The sequence below is a fragment of the Pararhodobacter marinus genome, assembly GCF_003122215.1.
GTDB lineage: Bacteria > Pseudomonadota > Alphaproteobacteria > Rhodobacterales > Rhodobacteraceae > Pararhodobacter > Pararhodobacter marinus.
Genome location: NZ_QEYD01000004.1, coordinates 36145 through 62968 on the forward strand (window position 1 = coordinate 36145; position 26824 = coordinate 62968).

Genomic DNA, 26824 nt, shown 5'->3' on the forward strand with positions numbered 1-26824 from the left:
CCGCGCTAGCGTGCCTGCAAACGGAGAGGGGGCGTGTGACATGGATTATCTGGCAGTCATCGTGACGGCGGCGGTAGGGTTCGCCATCGGTGCCTTGTGGTACGGGATCTTTGCCCGGCCGTGGGTCGCCGCCTCGGGCGTGCCGACCGATGAGAAGGGCGCTCCGCGGGACGGCGCCAACCCGGTGACCTGGGCCGGCGCCTATCTGTGCATCCTGCTGGTCGCGGGCATGATGCGGCACGTCTTCAACATGTCGGCGGTCGTTTCGGTGAATGACGGGGTGGTCGCAGGGCTGGGGATCGGGCTGTTCTTCATCGCCCCCTGGGTCGCGCTCAACATCCTCTTTGCACAACGGCCGAAAGTGCTGATCCTGATCGACGGCGGCTATGCGGCGATTGCCTGCGCGATCATGGGCGGCGTGCTGATGCTGTTCTGATGCCCGGTCCGACGGTTTCCTTTACCCGCATGAAGGACGGCACGGCCGAGGATTACGCCCTGCTTGCCGAGTTGGAAAAGCCCTTCATCGCCGCCACCGGCGAGCGTGTCCTCGCCGAGCTTGCGCGCCATGGCGAGGCGACGCTGGAAGGCTATCGCATCACCCGGCTCGAGCACGGATTGCAGGCCGCGACGCGGGCGGAACGGGACGGCGCCGATCTTGACTGGATCGTCGGCGCCCTGCTGCACGATATCGGCGACGGGCTTGCCCCGCAGAACCACGACCGGTTCTCGGCCGAGGTGATCCGCCCCTTCGTGCGCTGGGATGTCGCCTGGGTGGTCGAACATCACGGCATCTTCCAGATGCTCTATTACGGCCATCATTACGGATGGGACCGGAACGCGCGCGACCGGTTCCGCGATCATCCCTGCTTCGACGCCTGCGCCACGTTCTGCGAGCGCTGGGACCAATCCTCGTTCGATCCGGATTACGACAGCTTGCCGCTCGACCATTTCGTGCCGATGGTGCGCGAGGTCTTTGCGCGCAAGGCGTACGATCCGGCCGTGATCCGCGAAGGCGAGGTGACGGCGCTGACGGCATGAGCCCGTCCGCGCCGTGCGTTTTTCGCCCTCCGGCGATCAGGCCGCGTTGTCCCGGCCCATCCGGCGGCGCAGGATCAGCATCGCCGTGAACAGCACGGCACCCAGCGCGGCAAGGCCCGCCACCGGCGTGTTGAGCGGATCGGAATTGCTGACGACGACGGCGATCAGCGCCCAGATCAGCGCCAGCGCGTAGCCCGGGGCGCGCATCACCCGCGATTGCACGAAAAGCCCCAGAACCAGCGCGATCATCAGCGCGACCAGCGCGGCGGGCGTCGCCTCGAGAATGCCCCAGCCCGCCAGAAGCAGCCCGACCGACACCGAAGACGCGGCGGTCAGCCAGCCTGCATAGGTGGCAATCGGCGCCTGGTACCACCAGCGGTCGCGCTTGGGGGTCTTGAACAATGCCACCAGAGCCGTCGCCAGCATCGCCCAGATCAGCACCGTCGCGCCGATCGGCGTACGCTCGGCAAGCGCCAGCCAGAAGGTTCCCATGGCAAGGCTTGCCAGCAGCCAGGGCCGCGCGGGCTGCCAGGCCGGATGCTCGGCGCGTTTGACGAGCCCGAACCCGGCCGACACGATCAGCCAGACATAAAGCAGCCCCCAGATCGAAAAGGCGTAGCCCGCGGGCTGCACCGGCGGGTTGTCCTGCGGCACCGGGAACAGGCTGGGATCGAAGCCCGCGAAGCTGGTGACGAAGAAGGGCGACACGGCGAAGGTCACCGAGACGACAAGGGTCAGGATGGCAAGCAGACGGGACATGGTCAAACCTCGGATTTGCGGGCGGGCAAGTGGGGGACGGCAGGGATGCCCCTGACCGGGATGTAACCCTGATCGTTCAGCGTCAACAGGGATTTAAGCCCGGCAGGGCGCGCTCAGGCAAGGCCCGACTCGTGCAGCGTTGCCTGCAGGTCCAGCGCGCCGGGCTCGATCCGCTCGCGCAGCATCCGCACCGCCAGCGCCATCAGCGCGTCGTTCACCGGGGTTTTCACGCCGTGGAGCCGGCCCAGATAGCAGATCTCGCCGTTCAGGAAATCGGTCTCGACCGAGTTGCCGCGCTGAAAGCTCTGCAGGGTCGAGTTCGACATCGCCGGCGCGCCCGGCACCTCGGCCACCCGGATGTATGCGTCGCGCCGCTCATCGGCATTGCTGACATCGGCAAAGGTGATCCCGGCGGCCTCGTAGACCGTGCGGGCTTCGCGCTGGGCGGCCTTGCGCAAGTCGCCGTCGGGCGCCGCCGAGCCAAACGCCGCGCCCGAGATATTGCCGAGATTGAGCAGCAGCTTGCCGTATTTCGACGCCATCACGTCCGGTTTCACGAAGGCCGCGAATCCTGCCTTCCACAGCGCGTCGACCAGCGCGTCGTCGGCGGCATCCTTGCCGTAGGGGAAGCGCCCGATATCGAACATCCCCAGCTTCGGCGTGCAATGCGAGACCACCTCGCCCGGGGTCAGGTAGGTGCCGGGCAGCATCACCGTCATGCCGTGCACGTTGGGAAAGAACCGCAGCGCCATGGGCTCGTTGGCGACACCGTTCTGGGTGCAGAAGACCGGCTGATCGGTCACGCCCGCCATGCGCAGCGCCTCGAGCGCGGGCTGGGTGTCCTGCGTCTTCATGCAGAGCAGGATCGCGTCGTCCGGGCGAAAGTCGATCTCGGACGGCGAGCCGACCATCGGTACCCTGATCACCTCGTCCAGGTCGGGGCTCATCAGGCGCAGACCCTTTTGCTGCACCGCCTCCAGCATCCTGCCGCGCGCGATGCCGATCACCTCGGCCCCGGATCTGGCCAACGCGCCCGCCAGTACCCCGCCGATGGCGCCGACCCCGTAGACGATGATGCGCATGTCAGTCTCCTGCCTCGTTTTCCGCGTTGCGGCGAACCTATACGCTGCGCCTCACCCCTGCCAGCAGCAAGTCGCTGTCGTCCTGTCCGGTGTCCGGTCGGGTGAGAATGCTGATCGTGCCGGTCGTCTCAAGCACTGCGGCCCGCACGGCATCCAAGGACGAGACGCCCGTTTCACGCAAACGGGCGCGCAGGTCGTCCTCGGTCAGCCGGGCATGGGCAAGATTGGCGTGAAGGAACAGGCGGCCATCCATCAAAAGGAGCGGTTCGTTATCGACTGATCGCTCGATCCGCCGGGCGCGGCTGCGGCCAAAGGCCACGAGCGCCTGAACCGCGAAGATCGCGGTTATCGCGGCGATCCCCGACACAAAAGCGCTGCTTGTATCCGAAATGGTCGATCCCAGCACCGAGCCTGTGGCGATGGTCAGCGCGAAGTCGAAGCTCGACATCTTTGAGAAGCTTCGCAGCCCGTTCAGGCGGGTCAGAAAGATGACGGCGGCCACTGCGGCCGCCGCCCTCACGAAAGGTTCCAGAACCAGGTCCATACGCGTCTCCGGGTAGCCGGCCCCGTTATGGGGCTGGCTTCGGAAACCGCGTCAGTAGCGGTAATGTTCCGACTTGTACGGCCCGTCGACGGTGACGCCGATGTAATCGGCCTGCTCTTTCTTCAGCTCGGTCAGCTTGACGCCGATCCGGGCCAGGTGCAGGCGCGCGACCTTTTCATCCAGATGCTTGGGCAGGATGTAGACGCCCGGCGCGTATTCACCCTTCTTCGTCCACAGCTCGATCTGCGCCAGAACCTGGTTGGTGAAGGACGCCGACATCACGAAGGACGGGTGCCCCGTGGCGTTGCCGAGATTCAGCAGACGGCCCTGGGACAGCAGGATCATGCGGTTGCCCGAAGGCATCTCGATCATGTCCACCTGGTCCTTGATATTGGTCCATTTGTGGTTCTTCAGCGCGGCGACCTGAATCTCGTTGTCGAAATGGCCGATATTGCCGACGATCGCCATGTCCTTCATCTCGCGCATGTGCTCGACGCGGATGACATCCTTGTTGCCGGTGGTGGTGATGAAGATGTCGGCGCTCGAGGCCACGTCTTCCAGCGTCACCACCTCGTAGCCGTCCATCGCCGCCTGCAGCGCGCAGATCGGGTCGATCTCGGTCACTTTCACCCGGGCGCCGGCGCCGCGCAGCGACGCGGCCGATCCCTTGCCCACATCGCCATAGCCGCAGACCACGGCGACCTTGCCGGCCATCATCGTGTCGGTGGCGCGGCGGATGCCGTCGACCAGCGATTCCTTGCAGCCGTACTTGTTGTCGAATTTCGACTTGGTGACCGAGTCGTTGACGTTGATCGCCGGGAAGGGCAGCAGGCCCTTCTTGTGCAGGTCGTACAGGCGATGCACGCCGGTGGTGGTTTCTTCCGACACGCCCTGGATCTCGGCGCGCTGCTTGGTGAACCAGCCGGGCGAGGCCGCCAGTCGTTTCTTGATCTGCGCGAACAGCGCCTCTTCCTCTTCCGAGGTCGGCACGTCGATCAGGCCCTGCTCGCCCGCTTCGACGCGCGCGCCCAGCAGGATATAGAGCGTGGCATCGCCGCCATCGTCGAGGATCATGTTGGCCGTGCCGCCTTCACCGCCGAACTGGAAGATCCGATCGGTGTATTCCCAGTATTCGACCAGCGTTTCGCCCTTGATGGCGAAGACCGGCGTGCCGGTCGCGGCGATGGCGGCGGCGGCGTGGTCCTGTGTCGAATAGATGTTGCACGAAGCCCAGCGGACATCCGCGCCGAGCGCCTTGAGCGTCTCGATCAGCACGGCGGTCTGCACGGTCATGTGCAGCGAGCCCGCGATCTTCGCGCCCTTGAGCGGCTTCGAGGTGCCGAATTCTTCGCGGCAGGCCATCAGGCCGGGCATTTCGGTTTCGGCGATGTCCAGCTCCTTGCGGCCGAAATCCGCAAGCGCGATGTCCTTGACGATGTAGTCCCCAGCCATGTCCGGCTCCTGTCATGTCCTTATTTTGAAGCCGAGATAACACCGCCACGCCATCGCGGCAATGCTGCGGCCGGGACCATGGTTGCCGGGCTGGAAAGGTTCCGGTCGCGCCCCTGCGGCAAGGCGCGCAATCGCGGGGCCGGAACGACAATCCGCGCCCGTGCCGGGCGGGGAAGCAACCACCGGGCAGGGCGCGGAAAGCGACGCGGGACTAGGCGCGTATCCGGGTCCGTGGCTGAGCGCGTAACTGACAGCTCAGCTTGGATATCACCGATGCGCAGTTTTGCGCCATTCAGCGATGGCTGCCTCGCGGCGGGCCAACGTTTCGCGGCTGCTGTCTTCGCAGGTCGCGGGCTGAATGGTCGTGGTGCTGCGCTCGGAGAGCGTTGCCTGACGGATTACCGAGTTCATGATGCCGATCATAAGGTCGCCTCCTTGGCGCTGGGTGGTTTTCTGAGTCTTGTTTTGCCCGAACCCGCGGCGGCAGGAAAGTTGCGATGGTTTTCGTGCTGTAAGCTGTGCTAACATTTCCGGATGGACTGGAAGGGCATCCCCTCGCTGGCGTCGTTGCGCGCGTTCGAAGCCATGGCGCGTCTTGGCAGCCTGTCGGGCGCGGCGCGCGAGCTGAACGTGACACACGCCGCGGTGTCGCAGCATCTGCGGCATCTGGAATCCGAGTTCGGCGAATCCCTTGCGCGGCGCGAAGGGCAGGGCATGGCGCTGACCGAGGCAGGGCATGAACTGGCGGCGGCGCTGGGCGACGGTTTCGGCCGGATCGCCGAGGGCGTCACCCGGTTGCGCGACCGCAGCATCTCGCGTCCGGTCGTCGTCGCCCTGACGCCCTCGTTTGCCGAAGCCTGGCTCATGCCGCGGATCGGCGGGTTCTGGGCCGCGCATCCCGAGATCGAGGTGCGCCTGGTTCCCGGGATCGCGCTGTCGGACCTGCGCCGCGACGGGATCGATCTGGCGATCCGCTTCGGTGAGGGGAACTGGCCCGGGCTCGATGCGGAACCGCTGACCGCCAGCCGTTTCGCGGTGGTCGCCGCGCCCGACTTCACCAAGGCGCGGACGCTCGAGGATCTGGGTCGGCTGAAGGCGCATGACTGGTTCTTTTCCACCGCCAGCAGCGAGCAGCGGATCTGGGGCCGCGCGATCGGTGTGGATTTCGAACGCGTGGGCGCGCGCGAAATGGCCAATAACGGGCTGGTGGTCAGCGCGGTGCGCGCCGGGCTGGGCCTGTCTATCCAGGCCCTGCCGCTGGTCGCGCCCGATCTGCAATCGGGGCAGCTCGTGTCGCTGTTCGAGGGCGATGCCGAGGGGCTCGGCTATTACATGGTCACGCGGCCCGAGGCGCTGTCGCCCGGCACGCGGCTGTTCCGCCGCTGGCTCAGACGCACCGCGCGGGGCGAAACGCCGCAGGGCGAGGCGCGGAACGCGTGACGGTCCCGCGGGCCGTCGTCAGGCGGTATCGCGATTAAAACGCGGCAGGAACACCGCCAGCAGCCCCAGCGCCGGCAGGAAGCTGCAGATCCGGTACACCGTCTCGATGCTGGTCGCGTCGGCCACCAGCCCCAGCGCTGCCGCTGCGATCCCGCCGATGCCGAAGGCCATGCCGAAGAACACGCCCGCGATCAGCCCGACACGCCCCGGCACCAGCTCCTGTGCGAAGACGACGATGGCGGGAAAGGCCGAGGACAGGATGAAGCCGATGAACACCGTCATCACGCCGGTCCAGAACAGATCCAGATAGGGCAGGGCCAGCGTGAAGGGCAGAACGCCCAGGATCGACACCCAGATCACCGCCCGCGTGCCGATCCGGTCGCCGATGACGCCGCCGAAGATCACGCCCGCCGCCGCCGCCGCAAGGAACAGGAACAGCATCATCTGCGCCTCCTGGGCGCTGAGCCCGAAGCGGTCGATCAGGAAGAACGTGTAATAGGCGCTGATCGAGGCCATGTAGACGTTCTTGGTAAAGGTCAGGAAGGCCAGCACGACGATGGTAAGCATCACGACGCGGCGCGGCAGGCCGTGTTCGCGTGCGGGTGCGGTGCGTTTCTTCTTGCGCCGGTGCTCGGCCTGCCAGCGGCCCACAAGGCTGAGGATCGTCATGCCCACCAGCGCCAGGGCGGCGAACCACGCGACCGATCCGCGCCCCAGCGGCACGACGATGAACGCGGCCAGAAGCGGCCCCGCCGCATGCCCGGCATTGCCGCCCACCTGGAACATCGATTGCGCGGTGCCGAACCTGCGCCCGGCGGCGGTGCGGGTGACGCGGCTTGCCTCGGGGTGGAACACGGCCGAGCCGATCCCGATCAGCGCCGCGCCCGCCAGCAGGTAGGGATAGGACGGCGCATTGGCCAGCATCAGCAGGCCCAGCATGGTCGACCCCATGCCGACCGTCAGCGATTGCGAGAACGGGTAGCGGTCGGTCAGCGTGCCCACCAGCGGCTGCAGGACCGAGGCCGTGCCCATGAAGGCAAAGGACATGAGCCCGATCTGGGTGAAGCTCAGCGCGAATTCGTCGCGCAGCAACGGATAGCTTGCCGAGAGCACCGATTGCATCACATCGTTGATGAAATGGCACAGCGCGATCGACATCAGCACCAGATACTGCGTCTTCAGCACTGCGTCGCCCTGCGCCGCGGAAGGGAGAGCGCCGGGCAGCGGCATCGTGGCTTGCGGGATGCTGGAATCGGCCATGACTGGTCCTTCACATGTGCAAGGGTGACATGATCGTGTCCTGCCGCAAGGTCAAGCCTTGGTCAATGTGCATTATCGGGACGTTCGCCACGGAAGAATGTCAGGGCGCCTTTCCGCCGCCGCCCGGACCTGCGGGCCTTTGGCGGTCACTCTGCTGTTGTGACGCAGGGACCTTTATGCGACATCTGGTTCAAAAGGCGGTACAAAGAGGACAGCGCGTGGCACACGCGACGGCAGGATGGCGGGACAGGCCGCGCTCGGCCGGGGGCCCGGATTCCCGGCGCGGCCTGGCGCTCAGGACGTTCTACGCGCGCACGCGCAGGCTTGCCGTGGCGGCGGGCGTCGCGCTGGCGGTGCCGTTTGTCTGCACGCCCCCTGCCCATGCGCTCGACAGCATCGCGCTGAATGCCCCCGGCGCGTCCGACAGCCTGCTCGAGACGTTGCGGGCCAGTTCGCTGCTGTTGACCTCGGAAGAGGCGGAACGGACCGATCCGATCGACCTGATGGCGGCGGCGCGGGCGGAATACGGGCGTCTGATCAATCTTCTGTACGAGGAAGCCTATTACGCGCCCGAGATCCATGTCCGGGTCGACGGGCGCGAGGCGGCGGATATCTCGCCGCTCAACAATCCCGGTCGTATCGACAATATCGTCATCGACATCGCGCTGGGCCCGCAATTCACCTTCGGCGAGATCGCCATCGCGCCGCTTGCCCCCGGCACCGAACTTCCTGCGGATTTCGCCCCGGGCCAGCCCGCGCGCAGCACGGTCGTGCGCGCGGCGCTGACCGCCGCGCTGGAGGCATGGCGCGATCAGGGCCACGCACTGGTGGAATCCGTGGGTCAGCAGGTGGTGGCCAACCACATTACCCGCTCGCTGAACGTGCGCGTGTCGCTGGCACCGGGGCCGCGGCTGAATGTCGGGGCCATCATCCCCGAAGGGAACGAGCGCACCCGCGATCGCCGCGTGGTGGCGATTGCCGGGCTGCGTCGCGGTGAATTGCACACGCCCGAAAGCATCGCCGATGCCGAGACGCGGCTGCGCCAGACCGGCGCGTTCTCGACGGTGGTGCTGGAAACCGCCGAGACGCCCAATCCCGACAACACCGTCGATGTCACCGCGCGCGTGGAAGAGGCCCTGCCGCGACGGATCGGGTTCGGCGCGGAACTGGACAGCGAGAACGGGGTCGGGCTCAGCGGCTTCTGGCTGCACCGCAACCTTCTGGGCGGGGCCGAGCGGCTGCGGCTGGAAGCCGCGATCGACGGCATCGCGGCGCAGGTCGGCGGCGTGGGGTTCACCCTGTCGGCGCTCTATACCCGCCCCGCCACGTTCAACCGCGATACGGATATGGAACTGGGCCTCAACGCCGTGCGGATGAGCGAGCGGGACTATGACGCCGATGCCTACGAGGCCAGCGCCTCGCTGGTGCGGCGCTACAGCGACACGATCACGGTCAGCGGCGGGCTGAACCTGCGGTTCGAGACCGCCGATTATTCCGGCCTGGACCGCGATTTCGGCACGTTCGGCGTGCCTCTGGCCATCACCTACGACACCCGCGACGAGCCTTTGAACGCCACGCAGGGCTATTACCTGTGGACCGAGGCGATGCCCTATCTGGGCTTCGCGCAGGCCGATAGCGGATTGCGGCTGCGCTTCGATGCGCGCATTTACAACGATGTCGGCACCGACGGCCGCATCGTGCTGGCTGCCCGCGCGCAGCTGGGCGCGGTCGTGGGCGCGGCCACCCCGGCCACCCCGCGCGGTTTCCTGTTCTATTCCGGCGGTGGCGGCACGGTGCGGGGGCTGCCCTATCAGTCGCTGGGCGTGACGACGAACGGCGTGGATTCCGGCGGTCGCGGTTTCGCGGCGCTGTCGGCAGAGGTGCGCTTCCAGGTGCGCGAAAACTATTCCATCGTCGCTTTCGCCGATGCGGGCGCGGTGTCGTCGGGGGCGTTCTCGGGCGTATCCGGCTGGCACGCGGGTGCGGGGCTCGGGCTGCGCTATGATACGCCCATCGGTCCCTTGCGGCTGGACGTGGCGGTGCCGGTGCGCCGCAATGCCAGCGTGACGAACAGCGACTTCCAGCTTTACCTTGGCATCGGCCAGGCGTTCTGATGATCCGAACCCCGTTCTCTGCCCCGCCCCGCCCGGCACGTTTGCCGGTCCGCCGCCGCTGGCGCTGGCTGGCGATGATCCTGACCGTGCTCACGCTGGCTGCGACGCCGGTCCTGCCGCAGGACGAGAGCGAGGATGTCGGCATCCTTGCCGGGATGCTGCAGGACGTGTTGTCGGATGCCGGGCGCGACGTGCGGATCCGCGGCTTCCAGGGCGCGTTGTCCTCGCGCGCGACGGTGGACGAAATCTCGATTGCCGACGATCAGGGCGTGTGGCTCACGCTTACCGACGTGGTGATCGACTGGAACCGCAGCGCGCTGTTCAACCGCCGCGTCGAGGTCAACGAGCTGAGCGCGGGGCGGATCGAACTGGCCCGCCTGCCGGTCACGGCCCCGTCCGACGGGCCCGCGATGCCCAGCCCCACCGCGCGCCCTGATTTCGCGCTGCCGGAATTGCCGGTCTCGGTGAATATCGGCGAAGTCCGGGCCGATGTCGTCGCGCTTGGCGCCCCCATCCTGGGCGAGGCGGCCGAATTCACGCTGACCGGCAGCGCACAGCTTGAGGGCGGGCAGGGCGTTGCCAGTTTCGATGCCCGCCGCACGGACGGTGTCGCCGGCCAGTTCGTCTTTGCCGGCGCCTTCGACAATGAAAGCCGGGTGCTGCAGCTCAATCTCGATCTGAGCGAGGGCGAGGGCGGCATCGCCACGACCCTGCTCAGCATTCCCGGCGAACCCGCTCTGAGCCTGTCGATTGCGGGCGAGGGCCCGATCAACACCTTCGAGGCCGATATCGCGTTGGCAACCGACGGGACCGAGCGCGTGACGGGCCAGTTCTCGTTCATCGACGAATCGCCGGAAACGGGGCTGTTGTCGGGCGGCGGGTTCAGCCTGGATATCGCCGGGGATCTGCGCCCGCTCTTGTCGTCGGACCTGCACCCGTTCTTCGGCGATCAGGCCAGCCTGCGCGCCACCGGCCAGCGCGACGATCAGGGCGAGATCACGCTGCCGGAGCTCAGCATCTCGACCGGCGCGATGCAGGTCGATGGCAGCGCCGCGATCAGCCCGCAGGGTCTGCCGCGCCGTGTGCAGCTGGTGGCCGGGATCATGCGCGACGACGGCGAGCCCACGGTCCTGCCCGGCTCGGGCGGGGCGGTGATGCTGCAAAGCGCCACGCTGAACATCGGTTTCGACGAGGAGGTCTCGCGCGACTGGTCGCTCAGCGCCGAGGTCGACACGCTGGACCTGACGCAGGCGACGCTGGGATCGACCACGCTGTCGGGGCGCGGACGGCTGGGCACCAGCGTGGTCGGCGACGGCTCGCCGCTGTTCGAAGGCGTGTTCGAATTCGCCGCCCAAGAAATCGAGGCGCGCGATCCCGATGTTCAGCGCGCGCTCGGGGACCAGTTCCTGGGCCTCATCAGCGTGAGCCTGACCTCGGCGGGCGATCCGCTGGAACTGACCGGCCTGACCTTCGAAGGCGACACCGTGTCGCTGACCGCCTACGGATCGCTCGAAGGGCTGACCTTCACGGGCTTCACCGAGCTTGAGGCGCCGAACCTGTCGGTCTTTTCGGGGCTCGCGCAGCGCCCCCTGGGCGGCCACGCGCTGGCCACGGTCGACGGCTCGGTCAATGCGCTGACCGGCGCGTTCGACCTTGGCGCCGAACTGACCACGACCGACCTGTCGGTCGGCATCGCCGAGGCCGACGCGCTGCTGGCGGGCCAGGCCGGGATCCAGCTGTCGATCCGCCGCGATACCGAGGGCACGACGCTGCGCAATCTCGATGTCCGGGCGGGCACGCTGCAACTGAGCGCCGAGGGCTCGCTGGAGCCCAGCGCCGCTGATATCGCCGCGCGTCTGGTCGCCAGCGATCTGTCGCGGCTGGGCCCGGGCTATCGCGGGCAGGCGCGGCTCGACGCGACGCTGACAACGACCGAGATCGCGACCCGGCTGCAGCTTGACGGGTCGGTCATCGACCTTGCTTTGGCGGATCTTCCGGCGGCCGATGTCATCGGCGGCATCTTCACCGGGTCGAACACCCTACGGGCCGACCTGTCGCTGGTCGACGGCGTGACGCGGGTCAGCGAACTGACCCTGACCGGCCCGCGGCTGGACCTTCAGGCCGAGGGCAGCTATTCCGCCGAGCGCCCGGACCTGACCCTGACGCTCAACCGGCTGGACATGGCGGCGCTGCGTCCGGGCGGCCGGGGCCAGATCACGGGCCGCGCCGAGATGAACGGCGAGAACGGGACGACGCGGTTCGGCCTGTTCGTGGACGGGCAGGGCCCGATCGTGACCGGCATCGACCAGCTTGACGCACTTGTCGGGCGCGGGCTGCGGCTTGAAGCGCGCGCCACGACCACGCCCGATGGCGGCGTCCGGATCGACACCGCGCGGCTCGATGCCGACGGCGTGCGGGCCTCGGTCACCGGATCGCAGGAACCTTCGGGCGCGGCCCGTTTCTCGGTCGACGCGGCCTTGCAGAATATCGGACGTCTGGCGCCGGGGCTGGCAGGGAACCTGACGCTTGCGGGGGATGTCACGCGGGCGGCGGGCGATACCGGCTACGGTGTCGATCTGCGCGCCTCGGGGCCGCAGGGCATGAGCGCCACGGCGCGCGGACGGGTGAACGAGGATTTCACCATGGCCGTGCAGCTTGACGGTCAGGTCCAGAGCCAGCTTCTGAACGCGATGCTGGAACCCGCCAGCGTGTCGGGGCTGATCCGGTTCAACGGCTCGATCAACGGCGCGCCGGGGATCGACGCGCTGCGGATGGACGTCTCGCTCAGCGATGGCCGCTATGCGCTGCCCGCCGCCGGGATCGCCTTTGCCGATATCGACGCGCAGGCGCAGCTGGACGGGCTGTCCGCGCAGGTTCAGCTTGAAGGCCGCTCGCTGGCCGGCGGGACCGGCACGGTCAGCGGACGGATCCGGCTGGATCAGGGCGCCGATGCCGATCTGAGCGTGCAGGTGCGCAACCTTGTCGTGCAGCAGGCCAACCTGTTCGATGCGCGGGTGTCGGGCACCGTGCGGCTTCTGGGCCAGATCGGGCGCAATGCGCTGGTCTCGGGCGACGTGACGCTGGACGAGGCCGAGATCCGCATTCCCAATTCGCCGCTGGGTCGCGCAGGCTTCGGGCTGCAGAATCTCAGCCACGTGGGCGAAGGCGCGGGCAGCCTGCGCACGCGGGTCAATGCGGGCATCGCCACCGGCACACGGGTGGGCTCGGCGCCGGTGCCGCTGCGGCTGGATCTGCGGATCAACGCGCCCAGCAGCGTGTTCGTGCGCGGCCGCGGGCTGGATGCCGAACTGGCGGGCACATTGCGGCTGGGCGGGACCACCCGCGCCGTGGTGCCTGCGGGCGACTTCACGCTGGTGCGCGGGCGTCTGGACCTGCTGGGCAATCGCTTCACCCTGACCGATGGGTCGGCCAGCATGATCGGCAGCTTCATGCCCTTCATCACCCTGATCGCCACGACCGAAAGCGACGGTGTCGTGACCTCGATCACCGTCACGGGCGAGGCGAACAGCCCCGAGATCGAGTTTTCCTCGGTGCCCGACCTGCCCGATGACGAGATCCTCGCGCGGCTGATCTTCGGGCGCGCGCTGACCTCGCTCAGCCCGTTCCAGGCGGCGCAGCTGGCGCTGTCCGTGGCCACGCTGACCGGGCGGGCGGACAATTCGATCATCAGCCGCACGCGCGAGACGCTGGGCCTCGACGATCTCGACTTCACGGTCAATGACGAGGGCACCACCGAATTGCGCGCCGGTCGCCGGATCAGCGACCAGCTTTACACCGACGTGACGGTGGATGCGGCGGGCGAGAGCGAGGTGTCGATCAATCTGGACCTGACCGACAGCATCACGCTGCGCGGCAGCGCCGACAGCGAAGGCGGATCGTCGGTCGGGATCTTTTTCGAGCGGGATTACTGAAGCGCCCGCCCCGATGCGTTCGGGGCGGGCGGTTCGGGCTCAGCGCTTGGCCATCGTCGCCTTGTAGGCCGGGCGCTCGCTGATGCGGTCGAAATACTCGACCAGCGCGGGTTCGGTGATCTCGAATTTCGCGGCCTTCGCCCAGAGCAGGCAATGCCCCAGCACGATATCCGCGATCGAGAAATTCTCGCCTGTCAGATAGGGGCCGTCGCCCATCCGCCGGGCCATGCTGGCCTGGTTGCGTTCGAATTCCCAGCGCAGCGAATCCTTGACCTGCGGCACGCGCTTGTCCTCGGGCAGGATGAAGCTGTGCCGGGCCGAGGTCCAGAGGACCGAGTCGAACTCGTCCAGCGCGCATTGCAGCAGCATGTCCTGACGCGCGCGGGCCAGCGTTCCGGCGCGGGCGGTGAACTGGTCGTGCGCATCCGCCAGATAGCTCAGGATCGCGGTGGAATCGGTGATCGGCTCGCCCTCGACCAGCAGCACGGGGACCTTCCCGCGCGGGTAGTGGCGGACCACGTCGTCGCTATGCGGCTTCACGCCGAGATGCTCATAGGGCACACCCAGCTCTTCCAGCATCCAGACCGGACGGGCGGCGCGGGTCGAGACCGCGCCGATCAGGGTGTAATTCGGGGTGGACATGCACGCTCCTCCTTGGCAGTCGGGCGGCATCAAGCCACGGGCCGAGCGGGCAGGCAAGCCCGCCGCTGCGTCATTCAGCGCCGCCCGGCAAGCCGGCACAGCCGGACCAGCGCGCGCTCAGCCAGCGCCCGGGTGGGCGCGCGGGTCGATGACCGCAGCATCAGATCGGTCTCCGTCAGGCCGCGCAGGGCTTCTTCCACACGCGGCAGGGACCACATATTGGCCTGTCTGAGCAGCTTGTCGCGGCGCGGGCCGAAGACCGGGGGCCGCAGCGTGCCGATGGCCTGACCGGGCCCGCCCGGCGCGCTGACCAGCGCATGCAGCACCCGGAAATGCCGCGCGGCGCCGATGAACACCGCGACCGGCTGCACGCCCTGCGCCGACAGCCGCGACAGAATCGGCGCAAGTTCGCCCACGCGGCCCTCGGCCACCACGTCGAGCACGTCGTCGATATCCGCTTCGTTCGATTGCGGCGCCAGAAGCGCGACTTCGGCGGGACTGAGCGGAGTGTCGTCGTTGAGCTTGTAGAGCGAGATCCGCGTCAGCGTCTGGCGGAAATCGCCCGGTTCCAGCATCTGGCCCAAGGCCAGCAGGTCGCGCATCGTGTCGTCGGGGATCTGCGTCAGCCCGGCCTCGCGCAGCATGGCCTCGATCTCGGCCCGGCCCGGCGGGTCGTCATAGACCGCCAGGCACAGCGCGCGCTTGTCGCCCTCGAACAGCTTGCGCAGTTTCGATCCGGGGGTAAGCTGCCCGGCCGTGGCGACGATCATCGCGTCGCCCTCGGCCCATTCGGCCAGCGCGGTTTTCAGCGCGTTGACGGCGTGGTCATTGGCTTCGTCGATGACCAGCGCGCGGGGGCCGGGGAAAAAGCCCTGCGCCTTGATCGCATCCACCGCCGCCGAGCCGTCCTTGCGCAGGTCGCTGCCGGTCATCCGGGTGAGGCGCATCTCGGTATCGGCATTCGCGCCGACATGCGCGGTGACGACCTTGGCGCGGCGCTCGGCCACCCGCATCGCATCGGCACCATAGATCAGAAGCCCCGGCACGCGCGGATCGGGACGGCTGAGAAACCCGGTCGCATCGCGGGGAGAAAGCTTCATTCCGCGGTGAGGCCCGGCTCGGTGTAAAGCCGCGTGACGACCGAATCGGCCAGCATCCGCATCAGCCGCGCCTCGGCATCCTCGGCGGCGGTGAAGCTGGCAAGCTGGGTGCCAGTGGTCGAATAGGCGGTGTTGCCCGCGACTTCGCCCTGCGCGACGGTCCGGCCGGTCGCGGTGTCGGTCAGGGTGAAGGCGGCGGTGCCGAAGATCTGCACCCGTGTCGCGCCGAAATCCTGCACATCGCCGCCGCCGACTTCCTCGGTTGTGATCGTGTAGGCCAGCGCATAGCGCGGCGCGGTGGGCGGGCCGAGGATATCCTCGACCGCACGCAGGAACTGAAAGTCCGAGCGGGTGACCGGATCATCGACACGCACGGCGTTGCGCAAGGCCGTGCCCGCGCCGCCCGGCCCGTAGACCGGCGTAAAGCCGCAGCCCGCCAGCGCAAGCGCCCCCGCAAGCCCCAGGAAACCCCGTCTGTTCAATGTTCTGGTCTCAGACCACCACATTCACGATCCGCCCCGGCACCACGATCACCTTCTTGGGTGTGGCCCCGGCCAGCACCCGGATCACAGCTTCGTCGGCCAGCGCGGCTTTTTCAACCTCTTCCTTGCTGGCATCGGCGGGGACGGTGATCTCGGCCTTGCGCTTGCCGTTGAACTGCACGGGCAGGGTGATGCTTTCATCGACCAGCATCGCCGGATCGGCCTTTGGCCATGCGGCCAGCGTCACCAGCCCGGCGCCGCCCAGACGGTGCCACAGATGCTCGGCCAGATGCGGCGTCATCGGCGCCATCAGCTGGGCCAGAACGCGCGCGGCTTCCTTCTGCACCGCGCCCGAAGCCTTGGTGCGGCTCAGCGTGTTGGTGAATTCATAAAGCTTGGCGATTGCCTTGTTGAAGGCGAAGCCCTCGATCGTCTGCGTCACGTCGTCGATGGCGCGGTGCATCGCGCGCTTGAGGTCGTCGTCGCCCTCGCCCGTAATGCCCGGATCCATCGCGGCGATCTTCTCGCCCAGCGTCCAGACCCGGCCCAGATGCTTGTACGCGGCCTCGGCGCCCGCAGCGGTCCATTCCACGTCCCGCTCGGGCGGGCTGTCGGACATCACGAACCAGCGCGCGGTATCGGCGCCGAACTGGTCGATGATGGCGACGGGATCGACCACGTTGCGCTTCGATTTCGACATCTTGGCCGAGGGCACGATCTCGACCTCGGTGCCGTCCTTGAGGAAGCCCTTGCCGTCCTTCAGCTCGACATCCTCGGGGAAGTGATAGACCGCGCGGCCCTTGGCGTCGCGGGTCTGGTAGATCGCGTGCGTCACCATGCCCTGCGTGAACAGCGCGTTGAACGGCTCGATCGACTTTTGCGGCAGGTGCCCCGTCTTGTGCATCGCGCGGGCGAAGAAGCGCGAATAGAGCAGGTGCAGGATCGCGTGCTCGATCCCGCCGATATACTGGTCGACATTCATCCAGTACTCGGCCTCGGCCATGTCGGTCGGGCCGTTGGCATGGGGCGCGGTGAAGCGGGCGAAGTACCACGACGAATCGACGAACGTGTCCATCGTGTCGGTTTCGCGCTTGGCCGGCGCGCCGCATTTCGGGCAGGTGCAGTCGCGCCAGGTGGGATGGCGGTCCAGCGGGTTGCCGGGTTTGTCGAAGCTGACATCCTCGGGCAGGCGGACAGGCAGGTTTTCCTTCGCCTCGGGCACCACGCCGCAGGTGTCGCAATGGATCACCGGAATCGGGCAGCCCCAGTAGCGCTGCCGCGACAGGCCCCAGTCGCGCAGGCGGAACTTGGTCACGCCCTTGCCGATGCCCTTTTCCTCGCAGAGCGCGATGGCGGCATCGACGGCGGCCTCACCTGTCTGCTCCTCGGACCCGGCCAGCAGGCGGACGAAGCGGACGGGTTCGGACTTGGCAGGGACGAAAGCCTCGGTCAGCGGCGCTTCCTCGGTGCCTTCGGGCACGAAGACGGGCGGGATCGGCAGGCTGTACTTGGTGGCGAATTCGAAATCGCGCTGGTCATGCGCGGGGCAGCCGAAGATCGCGCCGGTGCCGTAATCCATCAGGATGAAGTTGGCGACCCAGATCGGCAGCTCCCAGTCGGGATCGAACGGGTGCTTGACGGTCAGGCCGGTATCGAAGCCCTTCTTTTCGGCGGTTTCCAGCTCTTCGGCGGTGGTGCCGCCCTTGGCGCATTCCTCGCGGAAGGCCTGCAGGGCGGCGTTACGCTTGGCCAGCTCGCGTGCCAGCGGGTGATCGGGCGAGATGCCGACGAAGCTGGCACCCATCAGGGTGTCGGGGCGGGTGGTGTAGACTTCGATTTCGCCCTGGCCGTCGGTCCGCTCGAAGGCGAATTGCAGCCCGCGCGACTTGCCGATCCAGTTGGCCTGCATCAGGCGCACCTTTTCGGGCCAGTCCTTCAGCCCATCCAGCGCGTCGAGCAGCTCTTCGCTGTATTCGGAAATCTTGAAGAACCATTGCGTCAGCTCGCGGCGTTCCACATCCGCGCCCGAGCGCCAGCCCTTGCCGTCGATGACCTGTTCGTTGGCCAGGACGGTCATGTCGACCGGGTCCCAGTTCACCACCGCGTTCTTGCGATAGACGAGGCCCGCTTCCAGCATGTCGAGAAACAGCGCCTGCTGCTGCCCGTAATATTCCGGATCGCAGGTGGCAAATTCGCGCGACCAGTCGATCGACAGGCCCAGGGGCTTCATCTGCCCCTTCATCACCTTGATGTTGTTATAGGTCCAGGTGCCCGGATGCCCGCCCTCGGCCATAGCGGCGTTTTCCGCCGGCATCCCGAACGCGTCCCAGCCCATCGGGTGCAGCACCGAGAAGCCTTGCGCCTTTTTCGTCCGCGCCACCACGTCGCCCATCGTGTAGTTGCGCACATGGCCGATATGGATCCGGCCCGACGGGTAGGGGAACATCTCGAGCACGTAGTATTTCGGGCGCGAGGCGTCGACCCTGGCGGTGAAGCAGCCCTCGGAATCCCAGGCGGCCTGCCAGCGGGGTTCGATCTCTTGCGGGGAATAACGGTCGGCGGACATGCGGTTTCCTGCGAAGTGTAAGGGCCGGACGAATGAAAAAGCCGGGCGAAACGCCCGGCGGTGTCTTACGCGCGTTTCCGCGGGGTTTCCAGCGTCGCGATGCCCCGCGCGCGATTCGCGCTCAGAGCCCCAGCTCGCGGATGCGGATCTGGCGGGCGCGGGTGAGGATGGCGTTTTCCACCGCGCGCACGGTCTCGGCGCTGGCCGGGCCGTTGCGGGTGATCAGCGCCACGTTGAGCGAGCGCGCATCGAGCGCGGCATCCGTCACCGCGATGGTCGCGCGGTAGGGGCGCCCGCCGCCCGGCGGTGTGCCGAAGCCCGTGGTGATCACGCCCGAGAAGGGATCGACCTGTTCGACCGGCAGGAAATCCAGCACTTCCAGCGAGGCCGTCCAGATATAGCGGTTCACCGTCAGCACGGTCGAGGGATCCTCGCGCCCTGAAAACAGGTCCCAGATCGAGTCGGTCGACCCGGTTTCCTCGACCCGCTGCTGCAGCGCCTCCTCGCGCGCGGCATCGCCGCCCCCGCGGAAAAAGCTGCCGCCGCCACAGGCGCCCAGCGCAAGCGTGATACCGAGGGCCGCAATGACCTGCATCGCCGGTTTCGTGATCATGGGTCCGTCACCCTTGTTGTCGTCCACCAATGCTTCATGAGGCCCCGCCTGCCTGCCTTCGGGTTTGCCCTGCGGCGTCCCCCTGAGCGTTCCCCGTGACAGGGCACATGCGTGGCGTCCCAAGACGCGCATCGCGTGTCTACCCGAGCGGGCGTTTGCGAACAAGGGTCGGTGCGCGAGTCGGTGTCTGCTTGCAGGGCGTGCCGGCAGTTCGTCGCGCGCGCGCCGTGCAGGAGAGGAACGGCAGCCTCCCGCACCTGCCGATTCCCGCCGCATTCCACAAGGGTCTGCCTGCTTTTCGATCCGGCCCCGGCACGGCCCGCGATTCTATGGGGCGTCCGCCATCGCGGCACTGGCGGCGGCCAGGGGATAAGATAAGGTGGTTCCTGCGGTCGAAAACGCGACCCTGAAGCGCTTAGCCTTGCCCGAATCCTGTCCCGGAAAGCCCGGTGGAAACAGCGGCGTGGCAATTCTGCATCACAAATCGACGGAGTTCCGGGGGTGTTTGTGCGTATCTTGCATTGGGGGGGCAAAGGCGAGAAACAGACACAGACCCAGCTTGCGGACAAGGTGGGCAGTTAAAACGCAACGAGGGAAACCATGAAGAAAATTCTTCTCGCTTCGACCGCCCTGGTCCTGTCGGCCGGCCTGGCCCACGCCCAAGGCCTGACCATCACCGGCGAAGGCCGCATGGGGGTCTTCTTCCAGGACAACGGCTTCGTGTCGGCCTGGACGCAAGAAAACCGCCTGACCCTGAACTTCAACGTCTCGGTCGAAGCCGATCACGGCCTGACCTTCGGCGCTTGGACCCGTGCCCGTACCCAGTCGACCAACTGGGGCAGCTACGCCGGCATCTTCTCGGGCTCGCGCGTTTGGGTTGAAGCTTCGGGCCTGCGCCTGACCTTCGGCAACATCGACGGCGCGATCCGTGGCGCTGGCGTTGCGATGGGCTACGGCGGCGGCTGCGGCATCGGCTACGAAGGCGGCACCCTGTGCGGTGACTCGCTCGGCCTGGTCGGCAACGGCACCGTGACCCAAGGCCAGTCGTCGACCGGCGTTGGCCCGGGCTCGCGCACCCGCATCGACTACAGCTTCGGCGAAACCCGTGTTGCTCTGTCGCACGACCGTAACGGCAACACCGAGCTGGGTGTTCGCACCTCGTTCGACGCCTTCACCGTTGCTCTGGGCTACTCGGACGGCGACGCGTTCATCTTCGGCGACGTCTGGACCATCTCGGGCCACTACGACGGCGGTTCGTGGGGCGTTGGCGCTCTGATCACCGACTTCGCTGGCTGGACCAACTACGCCATCTCGGGCAACGTGAACCTGGGCGGCGGCGACCTGTACGGCTTCGTCGGCCAACTGTACGACGACGCCACCTACGGCATCAGCTACGGCTACGACCTGGGCGGCGGCGCCACCCTGACCGTCGGTGCCGAGCACACCGCCTACAACGACGTGACCTTCGGTTCGGTCGGCGTTGCCTTCACGTTCTGATCCAGAACGCGACGGACTTTATGGAAGAGCGGGCTTCGGCCCGCTCTTTCTTTTTTTTGTGCTCTCCTGTCCGTATGGCGGCCCATGCGGAATCGCCGGGAAGACAGCCGCATATCTCCCGACAGCTTGTCTGTTTCATCCTTGAAGAGCCGGTTTTCCCGCCGTCCGTTTTGCAGGCAGCGGCAAGCCGGTTGCCCGATTTGCGGGCGTGACCATCCGCCAGGATGCTGCGGCTGCGCGGAAATTGTTGCTGCGCCGCAACAAGTCATGCAGCAGTCAGGAAAGGGTCGGGATTTTTCTCGAAACGCGCCGCGAAATACCTGACAAAAATACTCAGGACAAACATCGCGAGAGCGCACAACAATGAAAAACCTTCTCCTCGCCACTACCGCCCTGATCGCCTCGGCAACGATCGCCAATGCGCAGGCCCTCACCATTTCGGGCGAAGGCCGGATGGGCGTCATCGCCGTTCACGGCCCCTTCTTCGGCGTCTGGAGCTGGGCGCAGGACAACCAGCTGTCGCTCGATTTCAACGTCGCCATCGAAGCCGATCACGGCCTGAGCTTCGGCGCGCTCACCACGGCGGAAATCGCCAACGGCTCGGTCGGCATCTTTTCCGGCTCGGCCGTCTGGGTCGAGGCGAACGGCCTGACGCTGACCTTCGGCAACACGCCGGGCGCCGTCTATACCGCCGGCTTCGCGCTTGATACCTGCCTGGTCGGCTATGAGGGCGGCACGATCTGCGGCGACGATGCGGGCGCGGACCTTGCCTTCGTCGATTCGGACACCGCCGGGGTCGGCCCGGCCAATGTGACCGCCGCCTATGCCTTCGGCGCCACGACTGTCGCCGTCTCGCACGAGCGCGCGACCGGCGAAACCGAGGTCGCGGCGATGACCTCGTTCGACGCTTTCACCGTCGCCGCCGGCTACACCACCTTCGCTTCGGGCATCTGGACCGTGTCGGGCCATTACGATGGCGGATCGTGGGGCGTCGGCGCGCTGGTCGTGTCGGACGGCACCATCAACAACTATGCGGTGTCGGGCAATATCGCGCTTTATGGCGGGATGCTCTATGGCTATGTCGGCCGGGAATTCGGCGGCCAGACCTATGGTCTGAGCTACGGCTATGATCTGGGCGGCGGCGCCACCCTGACGGCGGGCGTCGAGCATTGGGATATCGGCGCGGGCGCGACCTCGGCCTCGGTCGGCGTGGCCTTCACCTTCTGACCCGCGATCCGAAAACCGCATGACCGCCATGTCGACGGGCCCGTTTGCGGGCCCGTTCGCTTTCCAGACCCTCGCCGCGCACGCGAACGTGTAAGCGAAGCGCCGCTGACGGCCCACGCGCCACATTCCGTCTGCCCAAGCGAAATGATACCCTTAGGTACATTTTCGGTTGGTTTTCATGCGCAACGCCCTTCTCGCTTCCGCCCTGACCCTGCTGTCGGCTCCGGCCTTCGGCCAGACCTATGTCGTCCATTCCTTCGATTCCCGGTTCGGGGTCGGCTATGCGCACGACCCGAACGCCGCGCAATCGTCGCTGCAGCCCCTTTACCAGGGCCGCTACACCGCCAGTTTCCGCCATACCTCGGATGTCGGGGTGCTGTTTCGCTTCGATCTGGGCGTCACGGTCGGCAATCTGCCCGACAGGCCGCTCAACGACCGCGACAATTTCGGCGAACCGCTGCCCGTCTCACAGAACTGAACGGATCCTTCCCGGGCCTGTGGAGTGGGCCCGTGGGCCGGGTCTGTGGATCGGGGCGGCGGGCGATTTACTTCTCCGGCATGCTGTGGCTTCCTCGCCGGACGCCGCTGTCCGACGCACAGGAGGGTTCATGTCGCTGAAAGATATCAACGATCGTCTGAAAGCCGCCGAGGCCCGCGCGGGACGAGCGCCGGGTTCGGTGACGCTGATCGCCGTGTCCAAGGTGCAGCCGGTCGAGCGCGTGCGCGACGTTCTGGCGCAGGGGCAACGCGTCTTCGGGGAGAATCGGGTGCAGGAGGCGCAGGGACGCTGGCCGTCGCTGATGCAGACGCATGACGGCATCTCGCTGCACCTGATCGGCCCGCTGCAGACAAACAAGACCCGCGCCGCGATGGAGATGTTCGACGCGATCCATTCGGTCGACCGGCTGAAGCTGGCCGAAACGATCGCCCGCATCGCCGACGAGATCGGGACGTGCCCGGATCTGTTCGTGCAGATCAATACCGGCGCCGAGCCGCAGAAGGCGGGCGTGTTGCCCGACGATACCGACGGGCTGGTGCGACAGATCCGGGACCTGTCGCTGCCGCTGAAAGGGCTGATGTGCATTCCCCCGGTCGATCAGGAGCCGGCGGCGCATTTTGAGCTGTTGCAGGCACTGGCGGCGCGCAATGGCCTTGAGGGGCTGTCCATGGGCATGTCCGACGATTTCGAAACCGCCATCGCGCATGGCGCCACGCATGTGCGCGTGGGCTCGGCGATTTTCGGCGAGCGGGTCTACCAGGGCTGAGACATGGTCGTCGGGGAAGGGGGGCTGTCTGCCCCCCTCGGCCTGCGGCCTCACCCCCCGAGGATATTTAGGGAACAAAGATGCCGGGCGCGGGCGGGACAACGATTTCCGTGCCGATCGTCACGCGCGCGGCGATCCAGAGCAGGTCTTCGCGCGAGAAAGCGAGGCAGCCGGCGGTCGGATAGCCGGGGCGGCGCCAGGTATGGACGAAGATGGCCGAACCCTTGCCGGGGCGGGCATCGGGATAGTTCCAGTCGGTGACGAGGATCAGGTCATACATCGGATCGGCGCGGCGCAGGCGTTCATGGCTGGCCCTGAACGGCGCGCGGACCGGGTGGTTGTAATCCGGATGATCCGGATCGTCGCACCACAGATCGCGCGGGCCGATGGGTTCGGCCCAGCGGGGCAGGGCGCCGGCGCGCAGCCGGTCGGGGCGGTAGAGCAGGCCGAGGATGCGGTGGCGGCCCGACGGCGTGGCCATGTCGCCTTCGCGCTTGGCGTCGCGGATCCCGCCGCGACCGATCACGCAGGGAAGGCGGCGTCCGGCGAACAGAATGCCCGTGGGCGTGAGATGGAGGGCATCGTCTCTGATACCGATCACAGCAGGTGGCCCGATTTGGCAGCCTTGGTCGCGAGATAGGCCGCGTTTTCGTCCGTCAGCCCCACTTTCAGCGGCACGCGCTCGACCACGTCGATGCCGCCCGATTCCAGCATCGAGACCTTGCGCGGATTGTTGGTCAGCAGCCGCACCTGCGAAAAGCCCATCTTGCGCAGAAGCTCGGCGCCGAGCCGGAAATCCCGCTCGTCGTCTTCGAAACCCAGCCGGTGATTGGCCTCGACCGTGTCGAAGCCCTGATCCTGCAGCGAATAGGCGCGCATCTTGTTGGCCAGCCCGATCCCGCGGCCTTCCTGGTTGAGATAGAGCAGCACGCCCGCCCCCTGCGCCTGCATCGCGGCCAGCGCGGCGTGCAGTTGCGGGCCGCAATCGCATTTCAGCGAGCCAAGCACGTCGCCGGTGAAACAGGCGGAATGGAGCCGTGCCAGGACCGGCGCATCGCGCAGGGGTTTGCCGATCTCGACCGCGTAATGCTCGGTCCCGCCATCCTGCGGGCGGAAGACATGCAGACGTCCGACACCGGCCAGCCGCATCGGCAGGCGCGCGGCGATCACCGGGTCGAGCCGGGTTTCCGGCGCCTGCGTTTCGGCGATGGACAGGCGGGTCAGGCCCTCGGGCACTGCTGCGCCCGTAACCACCAGCGCGGCGGGCAAAAGCTGGGCCGATTTCACCAGCCGGATCGCCGCGCGGTGCAGATCGGCGCTGCCCTCGCGCTGCGACTGCATCGGGCCTTTCATCGGATGGGTCAGATCCTCGGCCGGGTCGGCCAGCGCCTCGATCCAGCGGGCATCGACATCGGCGGGCACGAGGATTCGTGCCAGATCGCCGTCATAGGCGCGCGCCTTCAGCGTGGCGGCGCGGCGTTCGGTCAGGGCCACGACCGGCTGGCCAAGCGCCCGCAGCGCGCCGAGCCGCGTATCGTCGAGCGTCTCGGCGGCGGCGATCAGCGCGGTCTGCGCGCCCTCGGTCAGCACCACGGGCAGGCCCACGCGCAGATCGGCACGCGCGCGGTTGAGGCGTTCGAGAGGGCCGGGGGACAGCGTCATGGCGCGCCTTTGACTGTAACAATTGTCCCGTGGATGTAAGACACCGGCGGGGAAATTGAAACATAAGCCGTAACTGCGACACGTCCGCGTGAGAAAATTCGCCGTCGCTTGAACGATCCGCGTGCCTGCAACACCTTATGGGCAACAGACCGCGAGCCCGAGGACGGACCCATGGCCAAACTGAACAAGATCCTGCTTGTCGATGACGACGAAGACCTGCGCGAGGCGCTGGCCGAGCAACTGGTCGATACCGAGGAATTCGACACGTTCGAAGCCGGCGACGGCGCCTCGGGGATGGAGCGGGTGCGGGACGAGCAGTTCGACCTCGTGATCCTCGATGTGGGGCTGCCCGATACCGACGGGCGCGAGCTGTGCAAGCGGATGCGCAAGGCCGGGGTGAAATGTCCGGTGATCATGCTGACGGGGCAGGATTCGGATGCCGACATGATCCTTGGGCTCGATTCCGGCGCGAACGATTACGTCACCAAGCCCTTCAAATTCCCGGTGCTTCTGGCGCGGATCCGCGCGCAGCTGCGCCAGCACGAGCAATCCGAAAACGCGGTGTTCCAGCTGGGCGATTACCAGTTCAAGCCCGCGCAGAAGATGCTGGTCGACGAAAAGGACCGCAAGATTCGGCTGACCGAGAAGGAAACCAACATCCTGAAGTTCCTGTACCGCGCGCCCGACGGCCTGGCCCCGCGCGAAGTGCTGCTGCACGAGGTCTGGGGATACAATGCGGGCGTCACCACCCACACGCTCGAGACGCATATCTACCGGCTGCGTCAGAAGATCGAATCCGACCCGTCGAATGCGCGGCTTCTGGTGACCGAGCCGGGCGGGTACCGGCTGGTTCCGTAACCCGCTGCCGTCCCCTGCCGTGCTTTACCTTGGGGTAAGGTCTGGCTGGTAGGGTGGTGTCATGGGTTTTCTTATCCCCTGCGTGTCGGGGTCATGACACGCTCCTCCCTGTTGGACTGGTCCGGGCTTCGGCCCGGACCTTTTTTCTTTCACGACGGTGATTTCTTTCGCGACTGGGATTTCTTGCGGGACAGGGATTTTGCCTGCGAGGCGCGCGCCCGGCGGGAAAAAACGCGCCCAGACCTTGACCCGGGGGCGTCCGAGACTTGATTTACATCAATGCGGCATCCGTGCTGCAGATTTAACGAGTCATTTCTCCCTGTTGGACTTTGGCCCCGCATGTTGCGCGGGGCCTTCTTTTTTGCCGCTCAGGCCGCGTCGCGATCGCAGGTTTCGGGTTTTTCCCCGGCATCCGAACGTGTAGACCCGCTGCGTGCGAAACGGGCGCGGACGTTCAGGCGCGAAAGGAAATCCCATGTCATTCACCCTTGCCACCTGGAACATCAACTCGGTCCGGCTGCGCAGCCCGCTGGTGCAGAAATTCCTGACCGAGGAAGCGCCCGACGTGCTGTGCCTGCAGGAATGCAAGAGCCCCGTCGACAAGATCCCGCTCGCCGATTTCGAGGCCCTGGGATACGGTCACATGGTCGCGCGCGGGCAGAAGGGATACAACGGCGTCGCCATCCTGTCGCGCATCCCGATCGAGGATGCCGGGCATATCGACTGGTGCCAGAAGGGCGATGCGCGCCACGTCGCGGCCCGGCTGGAAAACGGCGTGACGATCCACAATTGCTATGTCCCGGCGGGGGGCGACATCCCCGACCGCACGGTGAACGAGAAGTTCGGCCACAAGCTGGATTTCGTGGCCGAGATGCGCGACGTGTTCCGCGACTCGCTGCCGGAAAAGTCGATCCTGGTGGGCGATCTGAACATCGCCCCGCGCGAGGATGACGTCTGGAGCCACAAGCAGTTGCTGAAGGTCGTCAGCCACACCCCCGTCGAGGTCGAGGCGTTCGAAGAGGCGCGCGCGGCGGGCAAATGGGTCGACATCACCCGGCAGGACATCCCCGAGGGGCAGGTCTATTCGTGGTGGTCCTATCGCTCGCCCGACTGGGACGCGGCGGACAAGGGCCGCCGGCTGGACCATGTCTGGGCCAGCGGCGATATCGCGGCGGCCGGTCACTCCTCGCGCATCCTGCGGCATGTGCGGGGCTGGGAGAAGCCATCCGACCACGCGCCGGTGCTGGCGACCTTCGACCTCTGAAAACGGGGGCTCTGAAAACGGGGGCCA

25 protein-coding genes are annotated in these 26824 nt (G+C 66.9%); 12 read left to right on the plus strand and 13 right to left on the minus strand.

Features of this window, described 5'->3' with window-relative positions; genetic code table 11:
* Positions 1-40 precede the first annotated feature (40 nt).
* A complete protein-coding gene (locus tag C4N9_RS07060) occupies positions 41-436 on the plus strand; it encodes a DUF1761 domain-containing protein (protein ID WP_109532618.1) in 396 nt (131 codons plus the stop codon).
* Positions 436-1038 (plus strand): HD domain-containing protein, encoded by a 603-nt coding sequence (locus C4N9_RS07065; protein ID WP_245902485.1) that lies wholly within the window; start codon positions 436-438, stop codon positions 1036-1038. The genes C4N9_RS07060 and C4N9_RS07065 overlap by 1 nt, the downstream gene beginning before the upstream one ends.
* 36 nt (positions 1039-1074) lie before the next feature.
* Here the strand turns inward: C4N9_RS07065 and C4N9_RS07070 are convergent, their stop codons facing one another.
* From C4N9_RS07070 to C4N9_RS21835, 5 genes are all read right to left on the minus strand, one after another.
* Positions 1075-1797, minus strand: coding sequence for a hypothetical protein (locus C4N9_RS07070; RefSeq protein WP_109532619.1), 723 nt, complete (start codon positions 1795-1797; stop codon positions 1075-1077).
* A gap of 113 nt (positions 1798-1910) precedes the next feature.
* Entirely contained in the window at positions 1911-2879 is a 969-nt protein-coding gene (locus C4N9_RS07075; RefSeq protein ID WP_109532620.1) for a ketopantoate reductase family protein, read from the minus strand.
* Positions 2880-2916: 37 nt separating this feature from the next.
* Complete coding sequence (locus C4N9_RS07080; RefSeq protein ID WP_109532621.1) at positions 2917-3423, minus strand: DUF421 domain-containing protein; 507 nt, start codon at positions 3421-3423, stop codon at positions 2917-2919.
* A 51-nt stretch (positions 3424-3474) separates the two neighbouring features.
* Positions 3475-4875, minus strand: coding sequence for an adenosylhomocysteinase (gene ahcY / locus C4N9_RS07085; protein ID WP_109532622.1), 1401 nt, complete (start codon positions 4873-4875; stop codon positions 3475-3477).
* A gap of 267 nt (positions 4876-5142) precedes the next feature.
* Positions 5143-5298, minus strand: coding sequence for a hypothetical protein (locus C4N9_RS21835; RefSeq protein WP_168192145.1), 156 nt, complete (start codon positions 5296-5298; stop codon positions 5143-5145).
* A gap of 111 nt (positions 5299-5409) precedes the next feature.
* On the opposite strand from C4N9_RS21835, the gene C4N9_RS07090 reads away from it, so the two are divergent.
* Positions 5410-6315 (plus strand): LysR family transcriptional regulator, encoded by a 906-nt coding sequence (locus C4N9_RS07090; RefSeq protein WP_109532623.1) that lies wholly within the window; start codon positions 5410-5412, stop codon positions 6313-6315.
* Between the two features lie 18 nt (positions 6316-6333).
* Here C4N9_RS07090 and C4N9_RS07095 read toward each other — a convergent pair whose 3' ends face one another.
* Positions 6334-7545 carry an MFS transporter gene (locus C4N9_RS07095; protein ID WP_109532932.1) on the minus strand — a complete coding sequence of 404 codons (1212 nt, stop codon included), beginning with the start codon at positions 7543-7545 and terminating at the stop codon, positions 6334-6336.
* A 248-nt stretch (positions 7546-7793) separates the two neighbouring features.
* On the opposite strand from C4N9_RS07095, the gene C4N9_RS07100 reads away from it, so the two are divergent.
* Both C4N9_RS07100 and C4N9_RS07105 read left to right on the plus strand, forming a co-directional pair.
* Complete coding sequence (locus tag C4N9_RS07100; protein WP_168192147.1) at positions 7794-9689, plus strand: autotransporter assembly complex protein TamA; 1896 nt, start codon at positions 7794-7796, stop codon at positions 9687-9689.
* Positions 9689-13621 carry a translocation/assembly module TamB domain-containing protein gene (locus tag C4N9_RS07105; protein ID WP_109532625.1) on the plus strand — a complete coding sequence of 1311 codons (3933 nt, stop codon included), beginning with the start codon at positions 9689-9691 and terminating at the stop codon, positions 13619-13621. Before C4N9_RS07100 ends, C4N9_RS07105 begins: the two co-directional genes overlap by 1 nt.
* Positions 13622-13660: 39 nt before the next feature.
* Here the strand turns inward: C4N9_RS07105 and C4N9_RS07110 are convergent, their stop codons facing one another.
* The 5 genes from C4N9_RS07110 to C4N9_RS07130 all read right to left on the minus strand — a co-directional run bounded on the left by C4N9_RS07110 (position 13661) and on the right by C4N9_RS07130 (position 19024).
* On the minus strand, positions 13661-14263 hold the full coding sequence (locus tag C4N9_RS07110; protein ID WP_109532626.1) for a glutathione S-transferase family protein: 603 nt from the start codon (positions 14261-14263) through the stop codon (positions 13661-13663).
* A 74-nt stretch (positions 14264-14337) separates the two neighbouring features.
* Complete coding sequence (gene holA / locus C4N9_RS07115) at positions 14338-15363, minus strand: DNA polymerase III subunit delta (protein WP_109532627.1); 1026 nt, start codon at positions 15361-15363, stop codon at positions 14338-14340.
* Positions 15360-15845: an LPS assembly lipoprotein LptE gene (locus C4N9_RS07120; protein WP_168192148.1), complete on the minus strand. Its 486-nt coding sequence runs from the start codon at positions 15843-15845 to the stop codon at positions 15360-15362. The genes holA and C4N9_RS07120 overlap by 4 nt, the downstream gene beginning before the upstream one ends.
* A 10-nt stretch (positions 15846-15855) precedes the next feature.
* Complete coding sequence (leuS, locus tag C4N9_RS07125) at positions 15856-18411, minus strand: leucine--tRNA ligase (RefSeq protein ID WP_109532629.1); 2556 nt, start codon at positions 18409-18411, stop codon at positions 15856-15858.
* A 121-nt stretch (positions 18412-18532) separates the two neighbouring features.
* Positions 18533-19024, minus strand: a complete 492-nt coding sequence (locus C4N9_RS07130; RefSeq protein ID WP_245902486.1) for a DUF3576 domain-containing protein — start codon at positions 19022-19024, stop codon at positions 18533-18535.
* Between the two features lie 600 nt (positions 19025-19624).
* Here C4N9_RS07130 and C4N9_RS07135 point away from each other — a divergent pair.
* The 5 genes from C4N9_RS07135 to C4N9_RS07150 all read left to right on the plus strand — a co-directional run bounded on the left by C4N9_RS07135 (position 19625) and on the right by C4N9_RS07150 (position 23013).
* Positions 19625-20521, plus strand: coding sequence for a porin (locus C4N9_RS07135; RefSeq protein ID WP_109532630.1), 897 nt, complete (start codon positions 19625-19627; stop codon positions 20519-20521).
* A gap of 208 nt (positions 20522-20729) precedes the next feature.
* Positions 20730-20888, plus strand: a complete 159-nt coding sequence (locus tag C4N9_RS21840) for a hypothetical protein (RefSeq protein ID WP_168192149.1) — start codon at positions 20730-20732, stop codon at positions 20886-20888.
* On the plus strand, positions 20885-21748 hold the full coding sequence (locus C4N9_RS07140; protein WP_109532631.1) for a porin family protein: 864 nt from the start codon (positions 20885-20887) through the stop codon (positions 21746-21748). Before C4N9_RS21840 ends, C4N9_RS07140 begins: the two co-directional genes overlap by 4 nt.
* A 178-nt stretch (positions 21749-21926) precedes the next feature.
* On the plus strand, positions 21927-22226 hold the full coding sequence (locus C4N9_RS07145; RefSeq protein WP_109532632.1) for a hypothetical protein: 300 nt from the start codon (positions 21927-21929) through the stop codon (positions 22224-22226).
* 130 nt (positions 22227-22356) lie between these two features.
* On the plus strand, positions 22357-23013 hold the full coding sequence (locus C4N9_RS07150) for a YggS family pyridoxal phosphate-dependent enzyme (RefSeq protein WP_109532633.1): 657 nt from the start codon (positions 22357-22359) through the stop codon (positions 23011-23013).
* A 67-nt stretch (positions 23014-23080) separates the two neighbouring features.
* On the opposite strand, the gene C4N9_RS07155 is transcribed toward C4N9_RS07150, so the two are convergent.
* Complete coding sequence (locus C4N9_RS07155; RefSeq protein ID WP_245902487.1) at positions 23081-23614, minus strand: L,D-transpeptidase family protein; 534 nt, start codon at positions 23612-23614, stop codon at positions 23081-23083.
* Positions 23611-24675, minus strand: coding sequence for a GTP cyclohydrolase II (gene ribA, locus C4N9_RS07160; RefSeq protein ID WP_109532634.1), 1065 nt, complete (start codon positions 24673-24675; stop codon positions 23611-23613). The genes C4N9_RS07155 and ribA overlap by 4 nt, the downstream gene beginning before the upstream one ends.
* A 171-nt stretch (positions 24676-24846) precedes the next feature.
* Between ribA and C4N9_RS07165 the strand changes: the two genes are divergently transcribed.
* Both C4N9_RS07165 and C4N9_RS07170 read left to right on the plus strand, forming a co-directional pair.
* Positions 24847-25533, plus strand: a complete 687-nt coding sequence (locus tag C4N9_RS07165) for a response regulator transcription factor (protein ID WP_109532635.1) — start codon at positions 24847-24849, stop codon at positions 25531-25533.
* A 475-nt stretch (positions 25534-26008) separates the two neighbouring features.
* A complete protein-coding gene (locus tag C4N9_RS07170; RefSeq protein WP_109532636.1) occupies positions 26009-26797 on the plus strand; it encodes an exodeoxyribonuclease III in 789 nt (262 codons plus the stop codon).
* Positions 26798-26824 lie beyond the last annotated feature (27 nt).

What these genes read in the sequence shown, in the direction of transcription:
- C4N9_RS07060 (WP_109532618.1), top strand. Translation starts at nt 41, where the DNA reads ATGGATTATCTGGCAGTCATCGTGACGGCGGCGGTAGGGTTCGCCATC.
- C4N9_RS07065 (WP_245902485.1), top strand. Translation starts at nt 436, where the DNA reads ATGCCCGGTCCGACGGTTTCCTTTACCCGCATGAAGGACGGCACGGCC.
- C4N9_RS07070 (WP_109532619.1), bottom strand. Translation starts at nt 1,797, where the DNA reads ATGTCCCGTCTGCTTGCCATCCTGACCCTTGTCGTCTCGGTGACCTTC.
- C4N9_RS07075 (WP_109532620.1), bottom strand. Translation starts at nt 2,879, where the DNA reads ATGCGCATCATCGTCTACGGGGTCGGCGCCATCGGCGGGGTACTGGCG.
- C4N9_RS07080 (WP_109532621.1), bottom strand. Translation starts at nt 3,423, where the DNA reads ATGGACCTGGTTCTGGAACCTTTCGTGAGGGCGGCGGCCGCAGTGGCC.
- ahcY (WP_109532622.1), bottom strand. Translation starts at nt 4,875, where the DNA reads ATGGCTGGGGACTACATCGTCAAGGACATCGCGCTTGCGGATTTCGGC.
- C4N9_RS21835 (WP_168192145.1), bottom strand. Translation starts at nt 5,298, where the DNA reads ATGATCGGCATCATGAACTCGGTAATCCGTCAGGCAACGCTCTCCGAG.
- C4N9_RS07090 (WP_109532623.1), top strand. Translation starts at nt 5,410, where the DNA reads ATGGACTGGAAGGGCATCCCCTCGCTGGCGTCGTTGCGCGCGTTCGAA.
- C4N9_RS07095 (WP_109532932.1), bottom strand. Translation starts at nt 7,545, where the DNA reads ATGCCGCTGCCCGGCGCTCTCCCTTCCGCGGCGCAGGGCGACGCAGTG.
- C4N9_RS07105 (WP_109532625.1), top strand. Translation starts at nt 9,689, where the DNA reads ATGATCCGAACCCCGTTCTCTGCCCCGCCCCGCCCGGCACGTTTGCCG.
- C4N9_RS07110 (WP_109532626.1), bottom strand. Translation starts at nt 14,263, where the DNA reads ATGTCCACCCCGAATTACACCCTGATCGGCGCGGTCTCGACCCGCGCC.
- holA (WP_109532627.1), bottom strand. Translation starts at nt 15,363, where the DNA reads ATGAAGCTTTCTCCCCGCGATGCGACCGGGTTTCTCAGCCGTCCCGAT.
- leuS (WP_109532629.1), bottom strand. Translation starts at nt 18,411, where the DNA reads ATGTCCGCCGACCGTTATTCCCCGCAAGAGATCGAACCCCGCTGGCAG.
- C4N9_RS07130 (WP_245902486.1), bottom strand. Translation starts at nt 19,024, where the DNA reads ATGATCACGAAACCGGCGATGCAGGTCATTGCGGCCCTCGGTATCACG.
- C4N9_RS07135 (WP_109532630.1), top strand. Translation starts at nt 19,625, where the DNA reads ATGAAGAAAATTCTTCTCGCTTCGACCGCCCTGGTCCTGTCGGCCGGC.
- C4N9_RS07140 (WP_109532631.1), top strand. Translation starts at nt 20,885, where the DNA reads ATGAAAAACCTTCTCCTCGCCACTACCGCCCTGATCGCCTCGGCAACG.
- C4N9_RS07145 (WP_109532632.1), top strand. Translation starts at nt 21,927, where the DNA reads ATGCGCAACGCCCTTCTCGCTTCCGCCCTGACCCTGCTGTCGGCTCCG.
- C4N9_RS07150 (WP_109532633.1), top strand. Translation starts at nt 22,357, where the DNA reads ATGTCGCTGAAAGATATCAACGATCGTCTGAAAGCCGCCGAGGCCCGC.
- ribA (WP_109532634.1), bottom strand. Translation starts at nt 24,675, where the DNA reads ATGACGCTGTCCCCCGGCCCTCTCGAACGCCTCAACCGCGCGCGTGCC.
- C4N9_RS07165 (WP_109532635.1), top strand. Translation starts at nt 24,847, where the DNA reads ATGGCCAAACTGAACAAGATCCTGCTTGTCGATGACGACGAAGACCTG.
- C4N9_RS07170 (WP_109532636.1), top strand. Translation starts at nt 26,009, where the DNA reads ATGTCATTCACCCTTGCCACCTGGAACATCAACTCGGTCCGGCTGCGC.